This is a genomic window from Scytonema sp. NUACC21 (assembly GCF_054684315.1).
Window position 1 is genome coordinate 1 of the sequence record NZ_BAAFZH010000036.1, and the last position, 19,989, is coordinate 19,989.

Consider the following 19,989-nt stretch of genomic DNA (forward strand, 5'->3'; position numbering starts at 1 on the left):
TTGAGAGAACCGCGTGCTAACCATTGCAGCAGTTCGACTTGGGGAACATCTGAGAAAATTTGCAAAGGACTCTGGCTCACTACAGATAGGTATAACTCTAGGATAAAGCCATCTGGAAGCAGCCTCTTCCAAGGCGGTGTATGATGAAGCCAATGAAGTATAAAGGATGAAGTATGAAGTAAAGCGCATCAATAAATTCAGGAGCTTGTATCCTTCCATCAACCTAACTTTTCATCCTTATTTTGCAATTAATGAGTACTTACCATATCAATTTAGAAGACGACGTTTTAAGAATCAAATTTGGTACTCCAGCCAATGGTGACCAAATAGTCCGCGATGCAGCAGCACGTTTGGATGAAATGGTGGAGTCTGGAGAACTCAAAGGAGGGCGGTTGCTGAAAATTGACGGACCAGCATCCTTACCCGTATGTTACCTGATAGCCCACAAAGTCTCTCACCTTTATAGTGCGATCGCGATCTTCGATCCAAAGATAGGCAGAAAAGGTTACAAGACCTTCATTACAGCTATTTCCCATACTCCAGCCTACCAAGTGGGAGAACTGATTGAAACAGATGAAGCTCAAAAAGACAGAACGATGATTAAAGTCGTACTTTGCGGACCCCCACAATCAGGGAAATCGTGTTTGCGGGAAGGCTTGAAACAAGCGATTGGTAGTATTCCAGGCGCACCCTATCCTTATGCGATTACAGCCTGTCCCGATGGAGAAGGTGCTTGGTTTTCAGAAGCTGCAAGGAGAGATCCAGATTTAGCAAGACGACTCAAAGAGGACTACAAAGCTAAGTTCACAACAGAATTTGCCAAGAAAGCAGCTGGGTGGGTAAGAAGTGCAAATTTACCCATCAACATTATTGATGTGGGTGGCAAAATGACTGACGAGAATCGGCTGATTATGCGGGAAGCCACTCACGCCGTGATTTTAGCTGGAGACAACGGTAAAGACGAAGTTCCAGAATGGGAAGAATTTTGTCGAAGTTTGAATTTGTGTATTATCGCAAACATATATAGCCACTACAAAGGTACCGAGGATAAGATTGAGAACGAATTTCCAATCCTAACTGGTAGTGTTCATTACCTCGAACGGGGAGAAGACATTTCTAGTCGTCCAATGGTGCAAGCCTTGGCGCGGTTGTTAGTGGGGTTGAGTAAGGGATAGGGGGTAATAGCGCGAGCCCTCTTATTAGTACCCGTAATTATATTAAGCATTGTTACTCTAAGAGCATTTGAACAACTATTGGGGTGGTTTAAAGTATGAGTTCTACAGACCCTTTTAAAGACTATAAAACCAAACATCTTGTTTTACTAATAGGTGAAAATCCATTACCTAATTATGTAGCTGCCATGAAGCTACTAGAAGAGAAAAGTAAAGTATATCTTGTTCATACTAATCAAACTATTGCTCAAAAAAATAGATTAATGAAAGCTTTAAAGAAGAAAGGATTTTCTAGTCAGGAAGTCCCTTTAGATAATGACCATACAGATGACAACAAATCTAATGCTTATAAAATTTATAACATAGTTCAACAATATCTAAAAGACATACCACTTAGGGAGCGTATAGGGCTGCATTACACAGGTGGTACAAACACAATGGCAGTTCATACTTATCGAGCTATATCTGATTTAAAAAGGTCAGATACCGTCTATAGCTATCTTGATGCACGTACTTTAGAAATATTTATAGATACTTCAGAATCAGAACCTTTTCACCGAGGTGTTCAGCTTGAAGTTTCTCTAAAAGATCTGTTTAATCTTCATAACTATGAATTCAAATTAGCTCCTCGTTCTCAACCTATTTTGCCAGATGTAGCAGCCGAACTAGTTAGAATTTACCAAGATAAAAATGAACAAGTAGCACAAACTTGGCGAAAATGGTCTAACACTCATCAATACAACAACTATGGTGAACTAAAAAAAGCTAAAGATTTAGAGACAGGTTATTGGAAATCAGAAGAAGACCTTTCAAATATATCTTTAAATTTATCAGCTTTACATCCAGAATGTATTAATGTTTTAGTTAATAAATTAGAAGCATCACGTAACTTAAACCAACTTTCATTAAGGATTACTAAACAAAAAGGTTTTGATAGTTGTAAACAAGTTTGTGAATGGCTGGGAGGTATTTGGTTAGAACATTATGTTCTTAGTGAGGTTCAAGAGATAGCTAAAAATAAGAATTTACAAATTGGCGAAAGTCAAATGTCGTTTTTAATGAAGATAAACAAAGATAAAATATACAGGGAAGTTAACTTTGAATTTGATGTTGCTTTTATGCGGCATTATCAGTTATTTGCTATTTCTTGTACCACCAGTAAAGATCCGAAGGAATGTAAACTAAAACTATTTGAGGCATACACTAGAGCTAAACAACTAGGTGGTGATGAAGCCAGAGTAGCTTTAGTTTGCTGTTGTGATAATGATGAAACTAAAGATATAACTCTAGATATATATCTTAAAAGTCAACTTGAAGGTGCTGTTAATAATCCTAAAATTGCTGTATTTCTCCGTAAAGATTTACAAAATATAAGAATAGGGATAGCTGATTGGATCGAGAGAAATAAGGGGAAATCATGAATAAATTAACTATTACAGTTGTAGATACTACTGGAATTCAAGAATATGTTTTTAGTAGTAACCGCCTGAGTGAAAATATTGGAGCATCATATCTGGTGTCTCAGGCTACTAAGGAATGGGTTGAAGAAGCTTTGCAGGATTTAGAAAAAGAACTTAAACATAAAGAAGAAGTTAAATACAAAGTTCATATCCCTAATTGTAAATCGTTACACGAAGTTCATATTGGAAATGAGGATGTAGCAGCCGAGATAATTTACACAGGAGGTGGTAATGCAGTCTTACTTTTTGCCAGCTTTCAGTATGCTGAACGATTAACTCAAATCCTGAGTAAACGAGTTTTGAACGATGCACCAGGTTTAAATATTGTAGTTGCTCATTATCATGACTTTGAATTTGGTCAGGGAAATTTAAAAGCTAAAATCAATTCACTCTTAGAAAAGGAATTAGCTAAAAAGAAACGAGAACGAATTCTTTCTGTACCTTTATTGGGTTTGGGTGTGACAGCTACTTGTCAGTCTACTCAACTCCCAGCAGTTAATACTAGCGAACAATACGTTAAGACAGATGAGGAAGATATATATTTAATTTCTAGAGAAACGGAAGCAAAGCTAAAAGCTGTTTCTAATGCGAATCAAAAACTTAGTAAAGAATTTGCAACAGTTTTTAACTCAGAAATTTATGATTTTCCGCACCGCACAGATTATTTCGGTCGTTCTGAAGGTGAGTTCTGGGGTTTCGTTACAAGCGAAGCCAAACATAATACCTTGGTCGCCCGCACCAACCTTGTCAAACTGTTCATCGCTACTTTGCTCGCGGGTTTCTTGAGCATCATTGACACCTTGAGCGATATCAGGTGATTGTTCGTCTAAAGCTACGATAACGGAGCAACTGTTGGCAGAAAATCCGTTATCAGCGTTGGTGTAGCCAATTTCTGCAATTTTTTTCCGGGCGAGATTAACGTAATTGACATTGGCTTTGGTGGTAATTTCCCCAGTAATTAAGACCAAGCCAGTGTTAACAACAACCTCAGCTGCTACACGGCTACTGGGGTCTTGAGACAGTAGGGCATCTAAGATAGTATCAGAAATCTGATCGCAGATTTTGTCAGGATGCCCTTCGGTTACTGACTCGGAACTAAATAGATAACGATTAGACAAATGTGATTCCTCCTTAGAAGGTAACAATAGCGACTTAAACTGATGTGTTTGGTTCAGTCGCTTTAACCTGCAATCATAACAATATTTTCACAATCAGTAATTGGTCTGATGGTAATTTTATAAAATTCCTTCCTAAAGACAGATTCTTTTAAAGAAAAGAAAAGTTACTTTACTCAGCTACCGTTGTTTCTTTTTGATAACCAATTAAAAAACAGGGGGACACCCACTCGCGCCCCCGAAAACTTAGATATTAACACTATTGCCGCTAACTAGATTTTCGCTGCTAACTGTGCTTCCTTGGATGTTAAACGCTCGTAAGTAGCACGCATCTTCAGACCTGTGAGCACTTGGAACAAACCCGTACCATTATTGGAACCAGGATACTCGCGGTGCTGAAGCAGTAAGTGAGTCATTTCACCCTTATACTTGGTAGAGGTGTTGCTCAGATGAGTCTCAATGTAAATCACTTCTTCCAGGTTATCAAATTGACCATCGACTTCCAACACGGAGACATAGCGACCGTAGTATACGTCCGAACCGTAGTACAGTTGCATACCAGGGTAAGAACAGGTCAGTTTGCGTCCGCAAGGAGTCCACTGAATTGTTGAGCCTTCATCAAACAAGTAAACAGGCTCAAAACCAGTCTTACCTTCCCGTTGGAGCATCCGTACCCGCAGGACTTTACGTTCTTTGTCTTCTTTAATCAGGTTGGTGGGCAGTACCTGAAGAACCACATCGGCAAACTCTCTTTGTGGTTCGATGTACTTTGTAAAATCGGGTTTGCGGGAGTTAATTTGAGCTAAAACGTCTTCATAGCGGTGACCGCGCTCAGCCATATCCCGCTGAATTTTCCAGGCAATCTTGACTTCATCGCTAATATCAAAATAAACGCTGAAGTCAATGAGTTCCCTTACTCGCTCGTCATAGAGAGGATGCAGTCCCTCAACCACAACAATATGATTTGGATCTATTTTCTCTGGTGGGTCGATAGTGCCGGTCTCGTGGTTGTAAATCGGCTTCATGATAGATTGACCTTCTTTGAGCGCTTTGATTTGCTCGTACATCAGGTCAAAATTGTTGGCTCTTGGGTCAAGTGCAGTGATACCCGTTTCTTTGCGCTGCTTGCGATCTAAGGAGTGATAGTCATCCAAACAGATGACAGTCATTAATTCTTCACCAAATAAATCAGTGAGGCGACGCAAAAACGTAGATTTACCGCACCCAGAGTCTCCCGCTACTCCAATCAGTACCACGCGTTCCGGCTTACTAGTCATAAATCTCCTCTAAGGTTCTCAAGATGAGTGCATCAATAATTTTTTTGTTTCGTTTTGTTTCAATCGTGAAGCCAGGAGTACACCAATGGTTTATCCTGCGTTCTTGCCCTCCAGCAATCCAGCGCTATCTCAAGCAGGTACTAACGCGAAAGTTTCTACCTGCTTCATAAGGCTGACTTTATTGCTGGTAAGTATTTAATCCTAGTGTTAAATTGAATTGTAACAGAAGGGGTTACTCTATACAAGGTTGATTCCCTTGATTCGATCCCCTAATTTTTTGGCAAGTGAGAGGTTATTAGAAAGTTGACAACCGCATATAAGTGCTGTGTCACCAGAAATACACTGTTTTTGAAGACATACTATATTAAGTCTACAATGTAATCTGAGATTTTGAAATTTCTTGGTTATTGAAAATTTCCCAACAGCGTGTAAGGTTTTAGAGCTTTAACGCCAAAAATTATCAGCAAAAGGGAACGCTTAACAGGAAAATCTTGTCAGAATCAAGATGACTTCAGCGGACTCTGCTAAATTAATGAAAAATTGACAAAAAGCGCAAATTTTTCGGCTATCACTTGAGCGCGATCGCCCAACAGCCTTTTGTGAGCTTTAGGTTCCTCGTGATGGTGGTTGACAGATTTTTCACATCAAGTGAAACTAAATTGTAGTAGTTGTATATTCTGGGTCTCCCCGTAGCAGAATTTTGTTGCTGAATTTTTTCGGTGTTGTGGAAGTGTCCATGATGACGGATAAAGTATTCAGCAGTCAAGTTCTGGTGTCAAAATTCTCAGATGATTTCTGAGACAGTGGGAGATTCACACTTGGTTTAGGGAAAGTCAAACAAATCGCAAAAGATTTTTTGTGGTTGGTTTTTCCTAAATGGAGTGGCTTCGGGCTGTGTTTCCAATGGGTACCGAGGAGAGATATCTCTATAGGGGGTAGCACTTCTCGAAAAAAACATTAAATTGACTCATTATTAACATTCTCTTAAGGGCTTATCCTCTACCTTATAAGGTCAGGGATTGTCAGAAATCCTGGTCTAACAGTCTCAAAGATAAATCCAAAAGATTGTTAAAAACCAATCTGAACGTCATAAGTCCCTAGAGAACTGTGTTCTTAACTCGGAAACAGTAAGCCCAGCGCATAGGAATAATGCTTCCCGTTGCTGCTTGCTGGTCAACCCGAGGAAAAAATGGCGACAACGCCAGATTTAGAGGAAGAAAAGGACTCTAGTCCCCATCCCCTTCCCAACCATAAGAGGGCGTTGCTCTCCGGGGGGAAGACATTCGGTAAACAGGTGTGTTTTGCGATGCCCATATGTCTTTGGTGAGTGTACGTAATAAGACATTGGCAAGGAAATTGCCGCTTTTCCCAAAAGCCAGATATGTCAAACCAACATTTGGTGCGTCTATGCTGGCAAGCAGTGGCTCTGAAACGAAAAATCAGAGCAGCGCACTGCTATTGTGGTGAAAAGGGTTTTGTTGAGAACAGGTTAAGTAGAAATCGGAGTGGTAGAAGTAATGTATATCAAAGGTGCCGTTGAAGGTGCTGCCAACACAGAATCAGGTAGCCGTATCTTCGTATACGAAGTGGTGGGTCTGCGTCAGAGCGAAGAAACTGATAAAGCATCCGTTTTACAGACGGCTTCCTTCAACCGGACTTGGATACCGACCCATGAGGCAGTGCCGACGGGAATTGTTCGCGTATAGCCCTTGCGGGCATAGCCTGCGGCATCGCGAAGCGTGTCGCGCCAGCGACTCAGCGTCTCCGTAAGGAGATACCTACGTTCTTTCGCACGAATACGGCGACTGCTGTTAACCGGACTAAGCTACACCCCCACGTTGGGTGGCAATTATTCAGTTTTCAAGGAACGGAAGTGTTAACGCTATGCCTTTTGCAGAGGCTTTTGTGTTCCACTAAATATATACTACATAAATACTACAAAAGTGTCAAGGGCATACTACAATTTTTTTTTAAGTGAGAGGGCAGTGTTTTGTCATTGCGCTCATTGCCCTCTCTGACAGGGTTTATGGGAGTGAATTACTCATTTTCAGTCAGGCGTTGTGCATTCCAAAACTGTTCGGCAAAGGTAACTGCTGGGTGAATTGGCGCTTTCGGCTTACTTTTGAGTACCATTCCCGCTTCATGCGGCAGGCGATCGCTTTTAGTTGAGTTGCACTTTTCACAAGCGGTTACAACGTTGTCCCAGGTATGCTGCCCACCTTTAGAACGAGGAATCACATGATCGAGCGTTAGACGTTTTGTGCTGCCGCAGTATTGGCAGGTGTGACTATCACGCTTTAGTACCTCACGACGGTTGACAGCGGGCACTTTCCAGTGTCGTTCGGGATTGCCAACCATTAAGCGGATGTGTTCGGGCACTTGTAGTACGATACTGGGCGATCGCACTTCCCACTGCTTTGTAGTACCAAAATTCAAAGATTCTGCTTGACCTGTTACTAACAGCACTATTGCTCGTTTGATGTTAATCCGCGCCAGTGGTAAGTAGTTTTTAGAGAACACGACCACTGAATTTTGTAATATGTGTGATTGCTGACTTGGTGGTTGAGGTTCCATAAGTTAATTCACTCCTAAAAAAATACCCCCGCCTCTGTTATCTAGGAGCGGGGGTCTCTTAGTTGATACTTTTTGACCTATATCGGTGCTATAAAACACTTGCACCTCCCGCTCTGGATGAATTCATCCCGATTTAGGCATTTGGCGAGCGCTCCAAAAATGCCAACACTTGCACTCTTGTCCCCCGATAACAGATATGTTCCCTCAAACGCAAATAGCGCGATACGGCTTAAGGCGTTAATCCAAGGGCTTATCGCATCTATCCAACCCTGGCTGGGTCGGCGATGCATCACGCTGCTTATGGTTGAAGACAATCTGCGTATCATTGAACTTTGTAGTATTTGTAATAAAGACTAAATTAATAATACAGTCTGTAGTATATACTTGTCCACTGTTTCAATAATGCTTCGGTAAAAGGGAGACAAGGCAAAGCAGAAAATAACAGCCTCTCTCTATGTGCCTTATCTTCGTTGATTTTTATCGAAAAATTCAATGAAATTCCAACGAAATCCAGTGCAATTCCATTGGGTTTTCCATTACCATTGAGAAGTGGAGGTGATATGTATGGCATCTATAATTAACGACTCAACATCTTTTGAACTGAGGGTGGGTTCCAGATGGTCATCTTTTGAGAAATTTCGTACAGAAGGGTCGAAATCTCTTGAGTCTATTAAAAATGGGACAATCGGTGTTCTGCATACAAAAACCGGGCAGTATCGTATTCTTGAAGAACAGGACTTCCAAAAGATGCTGGGCTTAGCTCGGGATGCAGATCGCTTGCGTCGAGGAGCACGTGTATTCTCTCATGCTGTTCGCGTTCTGCAGAAACACCGCGACACCGACACCCTCAATTTGCTAATGGAAACTGTCACAATGTTAGGCACTTTACCCGAGCTTCCCACTCGTGATAGATTCGAGCCTCTGCTTCCCGAAGATATGGATGCAGATATGGAGAAGTGCGTGAAACGAAGTAATTCGTAGTGAAACCGAGTCATTCGGTTAACTGACTTCACCATGACTCATCGTAGAACTGTAGATTCTACGTTATCCCAACGGGATAGCCAGTTGCCAGGGCGCGGGAAACCCGCCTTCACCACTGGACTCACCGCAAGGATTTAAGTCCGCTTAAGAGTCATGACGCGTGGGAGATTAGCCAGTCTCAAGCGTCGGAGAAGGAACATGGCTGCTCACGCCAGCGCAAAACCGTAATCCATTTACAAGCTCTTAAGCAGTGTCAAGGCAAACCATACCCCAATTGGGAGTGCTCAAACGAGCAACGTAATCTAGAGTTTGGTTAATTTCCAAATTCTAGATTATCTAAACCCTTTAGATACAGCTTTACTACGATTAACCAAGATTTATTATCGCTATTTGATCATATGACGACGAAGTAGACCTTGACCCCGACTTAGTTCCGCGTCCGCTTGATGCAAAAAATGCTACCTAGGGGGAGAATGCCCATTAATGACATCCAATACCCCTGAAAGCTTGGCGGAACTCGAGGTACATTTACAGCATCTCTCTCACGACGACAATGCACTTAAGATTATTCAAAACTTTGCTAAGAACCTTGGCAAAACGAATCAGCGTCAACGTGTGTTTAATGAAAAGGGAGCTATAGTACGTGAACCTATCACTTACCAAGAGGTGCTTAATCGGGAGTTTAGCGAACAATGGAATTAAATGTGGGATTTCGTTCCCAATGGTACGAAAAAAGGTGCTTATTAATCAAAAAGTGACCGATGCCTGTAATGCACTCCTGCTATAGCAGCCAAAGCTGTAAATAGCAGTATATTATCAATAATGAACTATGGTTTAAATGAATGGCTTGGCTTTTTCTATTTCTGGCGATCGCTTGTGAAATCTTTGGAACAATGTCTCTCAAGTTAGCAAATGGCTTTTCAAAACCAATTTACTTAATAGGTGGAGTTGTTGGCTATCCTCTAGCATTTATCTTCTTTGGATTATCTCTTAAAAAGATAGAAGTTAGTATCGGATACGCTGTCTGGTCTGGGGTAGGAATTATTGGGACATCATTATTGGGTTCAATCTTCTTTAAAGAAAGTTTTAGCCCGACTAAAGCTTTATTTATTGGCTTAATTTTGTTAGGAGTCATTGGCTTGAGTCTAGTTAAATCTTAGTCAGACATTATCTATTGGATTAAGTGTAGCTTGGCACGGGGCAGCAAAATTGGTTTCTCTGCCAGAGAAAAACACAATTAGTGAGATAATCTTAAGAAGACATCCCAAACGAACACTTTTATCAAATATTTGAGCATAGCTGTATTTCAAAATATTTAGAAAGCTTGTGGTTTACCCTACTAAACTAGCCAACCTACTGGATTAAATGTTGGGTTTCGTTCCTCAACCCAACCTACACAATTTAAACAGTTTGCCCCTTCAGCAGACATGAAAATTCAAGGGGAAGACATTGTAAAAAAAGTGTCTAAGCAAGTTCGTGCTGTAGGAAATAAGCAGATGATGGAAGCTCACCCCAATGCTTATTTCCAAGGCTACAATGTCAAGTCTCATCTTCAAGAGATGGTGCAGATGGGGATCGATGTGGCATTCCTTTATCCAAGTTATGGATTGTGGCTTTGGGCGATCAATACTATGCAACCGGAAGTTGCTGGCGCTTTTACCCGCGCCTATAACAACTGGTTAAAGGACTTTTGCAGCTACGCTCCAGATAGATTGAAGGGGGTAGGAGCAATTAATCTGCACGCGCCAGAGTCAATGGTGCATGAACTGCATAGAATAGTCAGTTTTGGCTGGAAAGCTGTATTTTTACGCCCTAACCCCGTCAAAGGAAGACTATTGAGCGACTCTGCTTACGAGCCATTTTGGACAGAATGCGAGCGACTGGGCATAGCAGTAGGCATTCATGAAGGGACTCACAGTCGTTTGCCAACTACAGGTACAGAAAGGTTTAATACTCGTTTTGCTACCCACGCTTGCTCTCATCCGATGGAACAGATGATGGCTTTATTAGCGTTGATTGAAGGGGGGGTATTAGAACGTCATCCTAAACTTAAAGTGGCTTTTCTAGAATCCGGTTGTAGCTGGCTTCCCTATTGGCTGTGGCGACTGGATGAAGAATACGAAAATTTACATTGGGAGGAGAAAATTAATGATAATGTTAAAATCAAGCCATCAGAGTATTTTCGTCGCCAGTGCTTTATTGCCATAGAGCCTTCAGAACCACTACTGGTTCAGGCGATTGAATATATTGGCACGGACAGTTTAATTTTTGGTTCGGACTATCCCCATATGGATCATAAGCCGAACATTGTTGCAGAAATGGTAAAGCTTGAGGAGAAATTATCGAAAGAAACTGTGCAAAAGACTCTTTGGGATAATCCTCGCCGTTTTTATAATTTGTTGTGAATTACAGATTATATAGGAGAAAAATCAGTGGCAACAAACCTACCCGGTAGTGAAGATCAACTTGTGCCCAGACGTTGGTATAAAGAGGATACTTATTACCAGATATTAAAAATACATCCACCTACTGAAGAAGAAAAGAGAGTAGGTCAAAAAATATCTACAACAATAGTAGCAAAAAAAAGAGGTCGTGGAAGTAAAAATTCTTCAATCAAAGATAGTTTTGATGAGTTTAAACTTGATAAAGAGACACAAGAAAAGCTGGAAGATTATCCCAAATATGCTGATGTCGATGATGTTGATGAGTACAAACTATCTTCATATTTGCCATCACCAGGAGTTATTTTTCCAAATGGTTTTATCAAGGCATTAACTGGGGTTGAATCTGAAAAAATAGAATTCACGGAGGTAAATAATTTTTATGTAACAACTCGTAGTATATTACAAAGTCGCAAACTATCTCAGTTGATTGCTAAAACTTGGTGGACTTATTTGGAAGTTAAAAAACCAGAAAACACTGATTTGTGGGAGAAGTTTACTATTGGTGAGTGGGATGACATTGAATCTAATATTTTGGATGGTCTCATCGCTAGAGAAATTTTTCTTTTTGCTGGGGGAGCTTCTCCTAACAAGATTGAAAATTCTGAAATCTACATTCCACTAAAGCGTCGAAATAGAATTGATATAGGTAGTCCACAAGATTTGAATCCTGACATCGGTACTAAATTATTACAATCTGCTGGTAGAACTAACAAATTAAAAGAAACAACAGGAGCAAGATTTATGATTTTACCTAGCAGTAAGTCTTGGCAAGGAATTGCTTTGTCACTCTTGTTCTCTGGACAGGCATATTATAGAAAAGGCGATGAATATCACCAAATTTCTCAACCCATTATTAGTACAAGTGAAATAATCTCTAAGTATAGTTTCGAGGCAGATTGGAGTAGATTTAACGGTGAATTCAAAGAGCTTCCCACGAACCAGGAATCACCCTGGATAGTATACCAAGTTATTATGCCTTATCCTCCCATACCTTCATCAGAACAGCTAGATCCAAAGGATATTAAAACATGGGCAGAGGCAAAAGATGATGGTGGAGAACTTCCTTTTTATGAAAAGCTAGGCGAAGATTATACGGTAAATATAAACTATTTCAGGTCTCCTTATCCCTATATGCCGCTAACTACAAGCTAAAAAAATCTCTGTTTAATCAAAATCATAGCTGATTTTGATTAAAAAATAGACTTAGATGACTCACGAGTAAGGAGAAACTAATGCAAATTAACCCCGGAAATATTAATAACTTAAAAAACTTAAATAGTATCACCTCAGTCACTAGGGAAGTGGAGTGTTCTCAAATTACATCTAATGAGCGTGGTACTAATGAGAAATATTTCCAAATATTCCTAGTTGAGATTAACAAAGGCTCTAAAGATGTTGATTTTAGTAATTTGTTTGAAATAGAGCAATCTGGTACCGTAACTACAAAATTAATATATGGAAAGAAACAAGATTTAATAAGCCGTTATTTAGGAGTTGATTCTTTACCTTCACTAGGAGTAAAAATCGATACAAATTTTTCAACTTCATCCTCGCCTAAAATCTAATCACAATGATAAAATCCTGGAAAACTTGTATAAAAAGGATTCCAGGTTTTTTCAAGCTTCCTATGAATCAGCAACCAGACAAGATTAAAACAGACTATCAGATTATTCAGAAAATCTACGAAAGTGCTAATTCCTTAGTCTATCGAGCTATCCTCAAGCCCGATAATCAACCCGTTATTTTAAAGATTCTTAAGGAAAACTACCCCAATCCTTCAGAATTAACTCGATATAAACAGGAATATGAAGTTACCCGTTCCTTAAATACCGATGGAGTTATTAAAGCTTATGATTTGCAGCGATATGAAAATAGTCTAGTCATGTTTTTAGAAGACTTTAGCGGTGAATCTTTAAAATTGTTAATGTGCAATCGTCAATTTACTCTCAAAGCATTTCTCTCTATTGCCATCAAAACCACTGAGAGTTTAGCGGCTATTCACGCTGCCAATATTATCCACAAAGACATTAACCCCTCTAATATCGTCTATAACCCGGAAACCGAACAACTAAAAATCATTGACTTCGGCATTTCCACTCGTTTATCGCGAGAAAATCAGACAGTTGGCAATATTGAGCGCTTAGAAGGAACTTTATCTTATATTGCTCCAGAGCAAACTGGAAGAATGAATCGAGGAATAGATTACCGCAGCGATTTTTATTCCTTGGGTGCTACCTTCTACGAATTGCTGACTAATCAACTACCTTTTGCAACCACTGACCCTATAGAATTAGTTCATTGTCATCGTCAAAACTCACTCCCTTGTCTTTAAGCTTTCTAATCAGTTCAGGTGCATTAGCTGGGAGATCCACCCGTACCCGTTGTACGCGGTTGTCTAGTTCGGGATCGACGGCTTCCACAATTGCCGTTCTGCCGCCTTCATACAAATCCACGCCAGTCACACGATTAGCGTCTAGGTATTCGAGAAAGCGACCATAGGTCATGCGAGTACTGGCTGCATTCTTGCTTAAGTCAGTGGGAGCTCCAGAAAATGCCCCTTGCCAAAAGAAAAAGCCAATTACCAATGCTGGCAATGTCCAGAGTAGTAGAACTCTCCAGGAAAATTTCATCTTTGTTTGCCTCTAGATAGTGCAGCAGCCCAGAAATAGAGCTTTTAAATCAATGTTTTTATATTTATGTGTAACAGCGATCGCCCTATTGCTATCTCTAGCGAGTCGGGAGAACTGAAACATCATTAATAATCTTAATTAAATTTAACTTAATTTTGCTTGCTTGTACTATATTCTCTTTATCGGTACGAAGAAATGTGAGGAAGTGAAAACCGTCCTTGGTCATTTGTTTGTGGTTACTGGTAAGAGTTTGCGGCTTGTTTATATTGGGGAACCAAACTTCGGATAGAGAAACGATAGCTGATGTTAGTGGTATTCTGCTATTAACACCCTACCATATGGCTGGGTCACAGTTTGAGTACAACAGCCCCCTAAGAGCGAACTCTTCGGACAAATTCTGAGATGTCGTAAATGTCATCTTGCCTCGCCCCTTCTGGTTGGGTTTGCCACTACCCTAGCATATTCAATTTCTTCACCATGACTAGGAGTAACTCTTGACTCTTAACCCTTGACCCTTGACTTCTTTATTTCACTTCTGTAATGCGTAACGTGTAAGGAAGATACTTGTCTTTTGTGTAAGAACCAATCCAAATGTTGTAAGTTCCTGGCAACCATTCACCAAGGATACCGGGATTTTTCCCCTCAAAGTCATCATTGCACCAGCTACCACCAGGACCACTAATAATTAAGGTGGTGTCCTCTGCGCTTTCGACTTGCAGTTTTAAGTAGTCAAATTTATTTGTGAGCTCTAGGGTATGGTCTGGTTTTTCATCAAAAAATCCCGTACAAGGGCCTGTGGGAGTTTCCCCCTTGCCAATCAGCTGTTTTCCTGGAACTGAACCGCCACTCATACCGCGTACTGTCATTGGATCTGGGGAAACTTTGCGACCAATCATCATATCCCCAAATATTGGCGGTGGAGTTTCTTCTTGAGCAACGGCTATCATGGCACTTGCTGACACCATCGCCAGCCCAGCAATGACCAAAGAAATTTTTATCCCTCGACCTATAACTTTTGTCAGCATCTTGATAACACATTTTTTAAGTATTTTAAGTGACGTTAATTTTACATAAGGAGTTCCCAATCTGAGGGATTTTAACTATAATTTTTCCCTAATGGTCATGCAAAAGTTCCGGATTATCAATTGACCGAAAGCAACAGTAGTTATTTCGCTCTGGTTTGCAATAAAGCACTGGTTCACTTTCATACCGAATAAACGAGGGGCTGCAAGATGCCCGACTTCCTAAAAGGATACTGCTGATTATTCAGGGGTGTGGCGCTTCACCCCATGATTTTGCGTCATTGCAGGCGGTGTAGAGACGCCCTATGGCACGTCTCTACATAAAAAATTAATGACATCAACCACCCGCTTCCGCAATTGCTTGGAGCAAGCGTGGTTTATCCAAACCAATTTGATTGAGCAGTAACCATGATTGAATGAGATCGGGTCCGTGTAAATCTCCAGTTAAACCAGCCCTGAGAGAACGCATGACCAATCCTTTCTTCACGTTTTGCTCTTTAATCACTTGTTTAATCAGTTCTTGAGTACTGGCTTCAGTGAGTTGACCCTCGTCCAAAGCAGCAACAATCCATTTGAGAGTTGCTGCAGAACCTTCTTGCTTTAATTGTGCTGTTGCTTCCTCACTAAATTCTACGGTCTCTACAAAAAAGAGTCGAGAAATGGCGACTGCATCTCCAAGACGAGTTAAGCTAGGTCCAATCAAAGCAACCAATTGCTCTAACCAAGGGCGAGTGCGTCCTCCTGTCAATTGAAATCCCGCTTCTTCCCAGTAGGGAATCACTAAATCTGTTAACTTGTCAGCAGGGATATTGTGAATGTACTGACTGTTAAGCCAATCTAATTTTGCCCAATCAAACTTTGCGCCTGCTTTATTAACTCGGTCAAAGCTAAACTGCTTGGCTGCTTCCTCTAGGGTGAAAATTTCCTGAGTCGAGTCTGGTGGAGACCAACCCAGCAAAGTCATATAATTGACCATTGCTTCAGCGGTGAAGCCCATTTGTTTAAAATCAAAAATCGATGTGACCCCATCTCGCTTGGAAAGTTTGCGTCCCTCCTGATTGAGAATCAGAGGGGTATGGGCAAACTCTGGCACTTGTCCACCAAAAGCTTCGTATATCAGTATCTGCTTGGCAGTGTTAGCGATGTGGTCTTCCCCTCGGATGACATGGGTGATTTGCATGTCCATGTCATCAACCACAACAGCAAAGTTGTACAGGGGTATGCCTATATCATCTTCTGCGGCGCGAGCAATGACCATATCACCACCTAAATCGCTACCACGCCAAACCATTTTACCGCGTACTAAGTCGTTCCAAACGATTACGCGATCGTCATCAATTTTGAATCGAATGACAAAACTGCGCCCTTCGGCTTTATAGGCGGCTTCTTGTTCTGGTGTGAGGTTCCGGTGACGGTTATCATAACGAGGAGCTTCATTTCTAGCTTTCTGAGCTTCTCGCAGCGCTTCTAATTCTTCTGCGGTGGTGTAGCAGCGGTAGGCTAATCCCTTATCTAAAAGCGTTTTTACTGCTTGTTTGTAAATTTCCAAGCGTTTGGTTTGAAAAAATGGACCTTCATCCCATGTCATTCCCAACCAGCGCAGCCCTTGAAGGATATTTTCCGTGTATTCGGGACGCGATCGCTCTAACTCTGTATCTTCTATTCGCAGGATAAACTGACCGCCGTGGTGACGGGCAAACAACCAATTAAATACAGCTGTCCTTGCTGTACCAATGTGTAAATTTCCTGTTGGACTTGGGGCAATACGGACTCTAACAGTCACTGTAAATTCTCTCTTTCTCTAAAGCACAACTTATGTAGCTTATACTAAACTACCCACACTAACGCGGCGGCGCAGCCTTGGCTTCCTTCCTACCAGATACCATTGAACTACAGGTTGTGAAACACAAAAGCTCACTGCCTACACTCTTAATTCGCCAATTTGAATTTGCTATTTATCACTTTTTAACGGGACTGACGGGGCTCGAACCCGCAACTTCCGCCGTGAGGTTTGTGTACAGCCATTATTCGAGGGTCGGTTGCGAATGTAGCAGTGGCAGTAGAAGCAGGGATGTACGAGGCAGAACGGATCGGGGAGTTGAATGCCGTGATGGTGATTCCCAGACCACTAGATGAGTTGGAGGAAACTCTACCAGTGGCAAGTTGCTGGATAGAGGAACGTCAACCTTTGAGGGTACCAATTAGTATCAAGGAACAGATGTCAGAAGCAGAGCTTTTGGAGTTACCAGACTTAGCGCAGTTACCGATGAAAATTACAGAGGAATGATGGAAATTGAAAAAGTAAAAAGTTAAGAGTTCGTCCTTTGTCCTTAGTCCTTTGTCAAGACAAATGACAGAAGACAAATGACAAAACTCATAACTTGAATGACTACCATTAAGGTATGCTGTCCTGAATGGAAGGGGTTTTACGCTTTCGTTACTGTCCTTGATAATAACGGTTCTAATCTATAAAAAAAATACCTTTATTCTAATAACGCATATAGATTATTATCTATTGATATCACTCATAACTTTTACAGCAAGGACGCTGCATCAATCATAAGTGTTCAGTGATACTAGATATATATCTTATTGACCGTTATTAGAGGAGAATACCCCCTTGAACCAAGCAACGCTGCACCAGCTGAAGGTGTTCGAGGCTGCGGCACGTCACGGTAGCTTTACTCGTGCTGCTGAAGAATTATTTCTCACCCAACCGACTGTTTCCATGCAAATCAAGCAACTAACAAAGTCGGTGGGATTGCCATTATTTGAGCAAGTAGGGAAGCGCCTATATCTTACAGAAGCAGGGCGGCAACTGTTTGCCACTTGTCGGCAAATCTTTGAGACAATATCTCAATTTGAAATGACAGTGGCAGATTTAAAAGGGCTCAAACAAGGGCAATTGCGTTTGGCAGTGATCACCACAGCAAAGTATTTCATACCACGCTTGTTAGGACCCTTCTGCCAGCTTTATCCGGGAATTGACATAGCGCTGCAAGTGACAAACCATGAAGGGATTCTAGAACGCATGAGCAGCAATATGGATGACTTGTACATTATGAGTCAAGTACCAGAACATCTAGATGTCAATTACCAAGCTTTTTTGGAAAACCCCCTCGTCGTTTTAGCACCACTCAACCATCCTCTGGCACATGAAAAGAATATTCCCATACACCGTCTTGCTGATGAACCTTTTATTATGCGCGAACCGGGTTCTGGAACGCGGCGAGCAGTCCAAAAGTTATTTGATGAACAAGGGGTGGCGGTGAAAGTTAAACTGGAATTGGGAAGTAACGAGGCAATTAAGCACGCGATCGCAGGTGGTTTGGGAATCTCTGTTCTTTCCCGACACACCCTAATTGAAAACACAGATTTAACTGTGTTGGACGTAGAACACTTTCCCATTCAACGAAACTGGTACATGGTTTATCCTGCAGGAAAACAGCTATCTATCGTTGCTCGTACCTATTTTGAGTATTTGCTAGATGCCGCCAAAAAATTTGCAGAACCAACCGATGGTCACAGTGAGGAAAAGGTTGAGGAAATCCTTGAACCCAGCGTGTAAATTTAAATCCTCATGTCTATAATCTATTTCAAAGGCAGCTGCTCAAAAGCTGCTTTTGGATAGTTCATTTAACCCTTGAAAAAGCACCAAAAATATTCACAACGAGGAAACTTGGCAGTGACTAACGCGGAAGCATCCCCTGCAAGAAGGACAGTAAAAACCGAGGTAGTAGGCGTGACGGTTTACACTGAACAAGCTCTTGTGACACGACGGGGTGTCGTAGCGCTTACAGGACAAGAACGGGAATTGCTCGTTACCCAATTACCGAATACTTTAGATACGGAATCCGTGCGGGTAAGCGGTATGGGTCAGGTAGCAGTTCGTTTATCCCAAGTGAGCATAGAACGGGTTTTCACAAACGAACCAGCAACGGTGCGGGTTGTACAGCTCAACCAGCAAATTCAACAGTTAGAAGCAGAATGGCGCAGTGTCCAAGCTCAAATTGATGGTTTGGCATTGCAGTCTAAGTTTTTGGAAGGTTTGCGTGAGAAAACAGAGGAACCCTTCGCACAAAGTTTGTCAAGGAAAAATCTTAGCCCCAGCGAAACATTGGATTTTTTGAACTTTTTGGGAAGCCAGTACGCAGAGTATGCGATCGCCACAGGAGAGTGCAAAGTTCAGCAGCAGGAATTAAACAAGCAGTTAGAAACCCTTCGCCAGCAGTTGCAAAAAATCCAAATATCTCACCCTCAAGAAAATTTTTCCTTAACAGTAGCAGTCGAACCTGCAGGTGCAGGTGATTTTGAGTTAGAAGTTTCCTACATCGTGAACCAAGCCAGTTGGGTTCCACAGTATGACCTAGCAGTCAGTACCGACAATCGTTTTCTCAACCTCAACTACCTAGCAGAAGTCACCCAAAGCACTGGAGAAGATTGGATTGGTGTACCTTTGACCCTCTCTACCGCCAAACCCGGACTGGGAACTTTGCCACCCAAACTAGAACCTTGGTATCTAGACGTACCCACCCCAATAGACAACCTCCGACAGCAACGGGCTTTACACAGACTCACACCTTCCATAGCAATGGCGGCTGCGGCTGCGGACAGTCATAACGCGGCTACAGACAAATCAGAGGAAAGCTTTGTTGAAGCAGAAACAGTTGTGGCAGAAGTTTCCAAAGAAAGCAGCACAGTTAGTTTTAAATTGAGTAGCAGCGGTAAGATTCCCAGCGACGGCGCACCCCATAAAACAACTATCTTCAACGATGACTACCCCTGCAAGTTTGAGCACGTAGCTGTACCTCGCTTGGTGAGCTTTGCCTACCTACAGGCGAAGATAAAAAATAGTGCCAATAATGGAACTTTACTTCCAGGGAAAGCCAATCTTTTTCGAGACAATACCTTTGTCGGAACAACTCAACTAGGAAATATTGCACCCGGTCAAGAATTTCAACTGAATTTGGGAATTGACGAAAGTTTGAAAATTGAGCGCGACTTGGTCGAACGTCAGGTAGACAAAAAGCTGATGGGCAACAATCGTAGAATTACATACGGTTACCGGATAGCGATCGCTAATTTGTCCGATAAAGAAGCTCATCTAAAATTAACCGAACAACTTCCAGTCAGCCGCAACGAACAAATCAAAGCCCGCCTCACTCGGAGCAATCCACAAATTCAATTGGGAGAAATGGGAATTTTGGAATGGGATTTAACTCTTCCACCAGAAGCAAAACGAGAAGTTTATTACCAGTTTGTTGTTGAGCATCCACCTGAAATATCCGTTATTGGTTTGGATGTTTGATTTCTG

General features: G+C 41.5%; 15 protein-coding genes and 4 pseudogenes. 13 read left to right on the forward strand and 6 right to left on the reverse strand.

Annotation, left to right across the window (positions count from 1 at the left end; translation table 11 throughout):
* The first annotated feature begins 251 nt into the window (after positions 1 to 251).
* Both ACYRY3_RS03500 and ACYRY3_RS03505 read left to right on the forward strand, forming a co-directional pair.
* Positions 252 to 1,175, forward strand: coding sequence for a CRISPR-associated protein Csx3 (locus ACYRY3_RS03500; RefSeq protein ID WP_460200378.1), 924 nt, complete (start codon positions 252 to 254; stop codon positions 1,173 to 1,175).
* A gap of 95 nt (positions 1,176 to 1,270) precedes the next feature.
* Entirely contained in the window at positions 1,271 to 2,593 is a 1,323-nt protein-coding gene (locus tag ACYRY3_RS03505) for a PDDEXK family nuclease (protein WP_460200379.1), read from the forward strand.
* A gap of 683 nt (positions 2,594 to 3,276) precedes the next feature.
* On the opposite strand, the pseudogene ACYRY3_RS03510 reads toward ACYRY3_RS03505, so the two are convergent.
* Together ACYRY3_RS03510 and ACYRY3_RS03515 are read right to left on the reverse strand one after the other, a co-directional pair.
* Positions 3,277 to 3,750: pseudogene (locus ACYRY3_RS03510) on the reverse strand (S-adenosylmethionine synthetase N-terminal domain-containing protein); the annotation flags it as partial.
* A gap of 269 nt (positions 3,751 to 4,019) precedes the next feature.
* The gene (locus ACYRY3_RS03515) at positions 4,020 to 5,024 is read right to left on the reverse strand and encodes a phosphoribulokinase (protein WP_460200380.1); all 1,005 of its coding nucleotides are present in this window, start codon (positions 5,022 to 5,024) and stop codon (positions 4,020 to 4,022) included.
* 1,505 nt (positions 5,025 to 6,529) lie between these two features.
* Here ACYRY3_RS03515 and ACYRY3_RS03520 point away from each other — a divergent pair.
* Positions 6,530 to 6,730, forward strand: coding sequence for a hypothetical protein (locus ACYRY3_RS03520; RefSeq protein ID WP_460200403.1), 201 nt, complete (start codon positions 6,530 to 6,532; stop codon positions 6,728 to 6,730).
* A 331-nt stretch (positions 6,731 to 7,061) separates the two neighbouring features.
* On the opposite strand, the gene ACYRY3_RS03525 is transcribed toward ACYRY3_RS03520, so the two are convergent.
* Positions 7,062 to 7,598: an HNH endonuclease gene (locus ACYRY3_RS03525; RefSeq protein WP_460200382.1), complete on the reverse strand. Its 537-nt coding sequence runs from the start codon at positions 7,596 to 7,598 to the stop codon at positions 7,062 to 7,064.
* A 564-nt stretch (positions 7,599 to 8,162) separates the two neighbouring features.
* On the opposite strand from ACYRY3_RS03525, the gene ACYRY3_RS03530 reads away from it, so the two are divergent.
* The 7 genes and pseudogenes from ACYRY3_RS03530 to ACYRY3_RS03560 form a co-directional block, all read left to right on the forward strand.
* The gene (locus ACYRY3_RS03530; protein WP_460200383.1) at positions 8,163 to 8,579 is read left to right on the forward strand and encodes a hypothetical protein; all 417 of its coding nucleotides are present in this window, start codon (positions 8,163 to 8,165) and stop codon (positions 8,577 to 8,579) included.
* Between the two features lie 483 nt (positions 8,580 to 9,062).
* Positions 9,063 to 9,281: a hypothetical protein gene (locus tag ACYRY3_RS03535; protein WP_460200384.1), complete on the forward strand. Its 219-nt coding sequence runs from the start codon at positions 9,063 to 9,065 to the stop codon at positions 9,279 to 9,281.
* 140 nt (positions 9,282 to 9,421) lie between these two features.
* The gene (locus ACYRY3_RS03540) at positions 9,422 to 9,739 is read left to right on the forward strand and encodes a DMT family transporter (RefSeq protein ID WP_460200385.1); all 318 of its coding nucleotides are present in this window, start codon (positions 9,422 to 9,424) and stop codon (positions 9,737 to 9,739) included.
* Positions 9,740 to 10,006: 267 nt separating this feature from the next.
* Positions 10,007 to 10,984 carry an amidohydrolase family protein gene (locus tag ACYRY3_RS03545; RefSeq protein WP_460200386.1) on the forward strand — a complete coding sequence of 326 codons (978 nt, stop codon included), beginning with the start codon at positions 10,007 to 10,009 and terminating at the stop codon, positions 10,982 to 10,984.
* Positions 10,985 to 11,011: 27 nt separating this feature from the next.
* The gene (locus ACYRY3_RS03550) at positions 11,012 to 12,175 is read left to right on the forward strand and encodes a hypothetical protein (protein ID WP_460200387.1); all 1,164 of its coding nucleotides are present in this window, start codon (positions 11,012 to 11,014) and stop codon (positions 12,173 to 12,175) included.
* An 80-nt stretch (positions 12,176 to 12,255) separates the two neighbouring features.
* Positions 12,256 to 12,588 carry a hypothetical protein gene (locus ACYRY3_RS03555; RefSeq protein ID WP_460200388.1) on the forward strand — a complete coding sequence of 111 codons (333 nt, stop codon included), beginning with the start codon at positions 12,256 to 12,258 and terminating at the stop codon, positions 12,586 to 12,588.
* A 62-nt stretch (positions 12,589 to 12,650) separates the two neighbouring features.
* Positions 12,651 to 13,328, forward strand: a pseudogene (locus ACYRY3_RS03560) (serine/threonine protein kinase); the annotation flags it as partial.
* Position 13,329: 1 nt separating this feature from the next.
* Here the strand turns inward: ACYRY3_RS03560 and ACYRY3_RS03565 are convergent.
* From ACYRY3_RS03565 to gltX, 3 genes and pseudogenes are all read right to left on the reverse strand, one after another.
* Positions 13,330 to 13,653, reverse strand: a pseudogene (locus ACYRY3_RS03565) (ATP-dependent metallopeptidase FtsH/Yme1/Tma family protein); the annotation flags it as partial.
* A 524-nt stretch (positions 13,654 to 14,177) separates the two neighbouring features.
* A complete protein-coding gene (locus tag ACYRY3_RS03570; RefSeq protein ID WP_460200389.1) occupies positions 14,178 to 14,678 on the reverse strand; it encodes a hypothetical protein in 501 nt (166 codons plus the stop codon).
* A gap of 334 nt (positions 14,679 to 15,012) precedes the next feature.
* Positions 15,013 to 16,458 carry a glutamate--tRNA ligase gene (gene gltX / locus ACYRY3_RS03575; protein WP_460200390.1) on the reverse strand — a complete coding sequence of 482 codons (1,446 nt, stop codon included), beginning with the start codon at positions 16,456 to 16,458 and terminating at the stop codon, positions 15,013 to 15,015.
* 225 nt (positions 16,459 to 16,683) lie between these two features.
* On the opposite strand from gltX, the pseudogene ACYRY3_RS03580 reads away from it, so the two are divergent.
* The 3 genes and pseudogenes from ACYRY3_RS03580 to ACYRY3_RS03590 form a co-directional block, all read left to right on the forward strand.
* A pseudogene (locus ACYRY3_RS03580) lies at positions 16,684 to 16,962 on the forward strand (BMC domain-containing protein); the annotation flags it as partial.
* A 333-nt stretch (positions 16,963 to 17,295) separates the two neighbouring features.
* Positions 17,296 to 18,243, forward strand: coding sequence for a LysR substrate-binding domain-containing protein (locus ACYRY3_RS03585; RefSeq protein ID WP_460200391.1), 948 nt, complete (start codon positions 17,296 to 17,298; stop codon positions 18,241 to 18,243).
* A 117-nt stretch (positions 18,244 to 18,360) separates the two neighbouring features.
* Complete coding sequence (locus ACYRY3_RS03590; protein WP_460200392.1) at positions 18,361 to 19,983, forward strand: mucoidy inhibitor MuiA family protein; 1,623 nt, start codon at positions 18,361 to 18,363, stop codon at positions 19,981 to 19,983.
* The last annotated feature ends 6 nt before the right edge of the window (positions 19,984 to 19,989 follow it).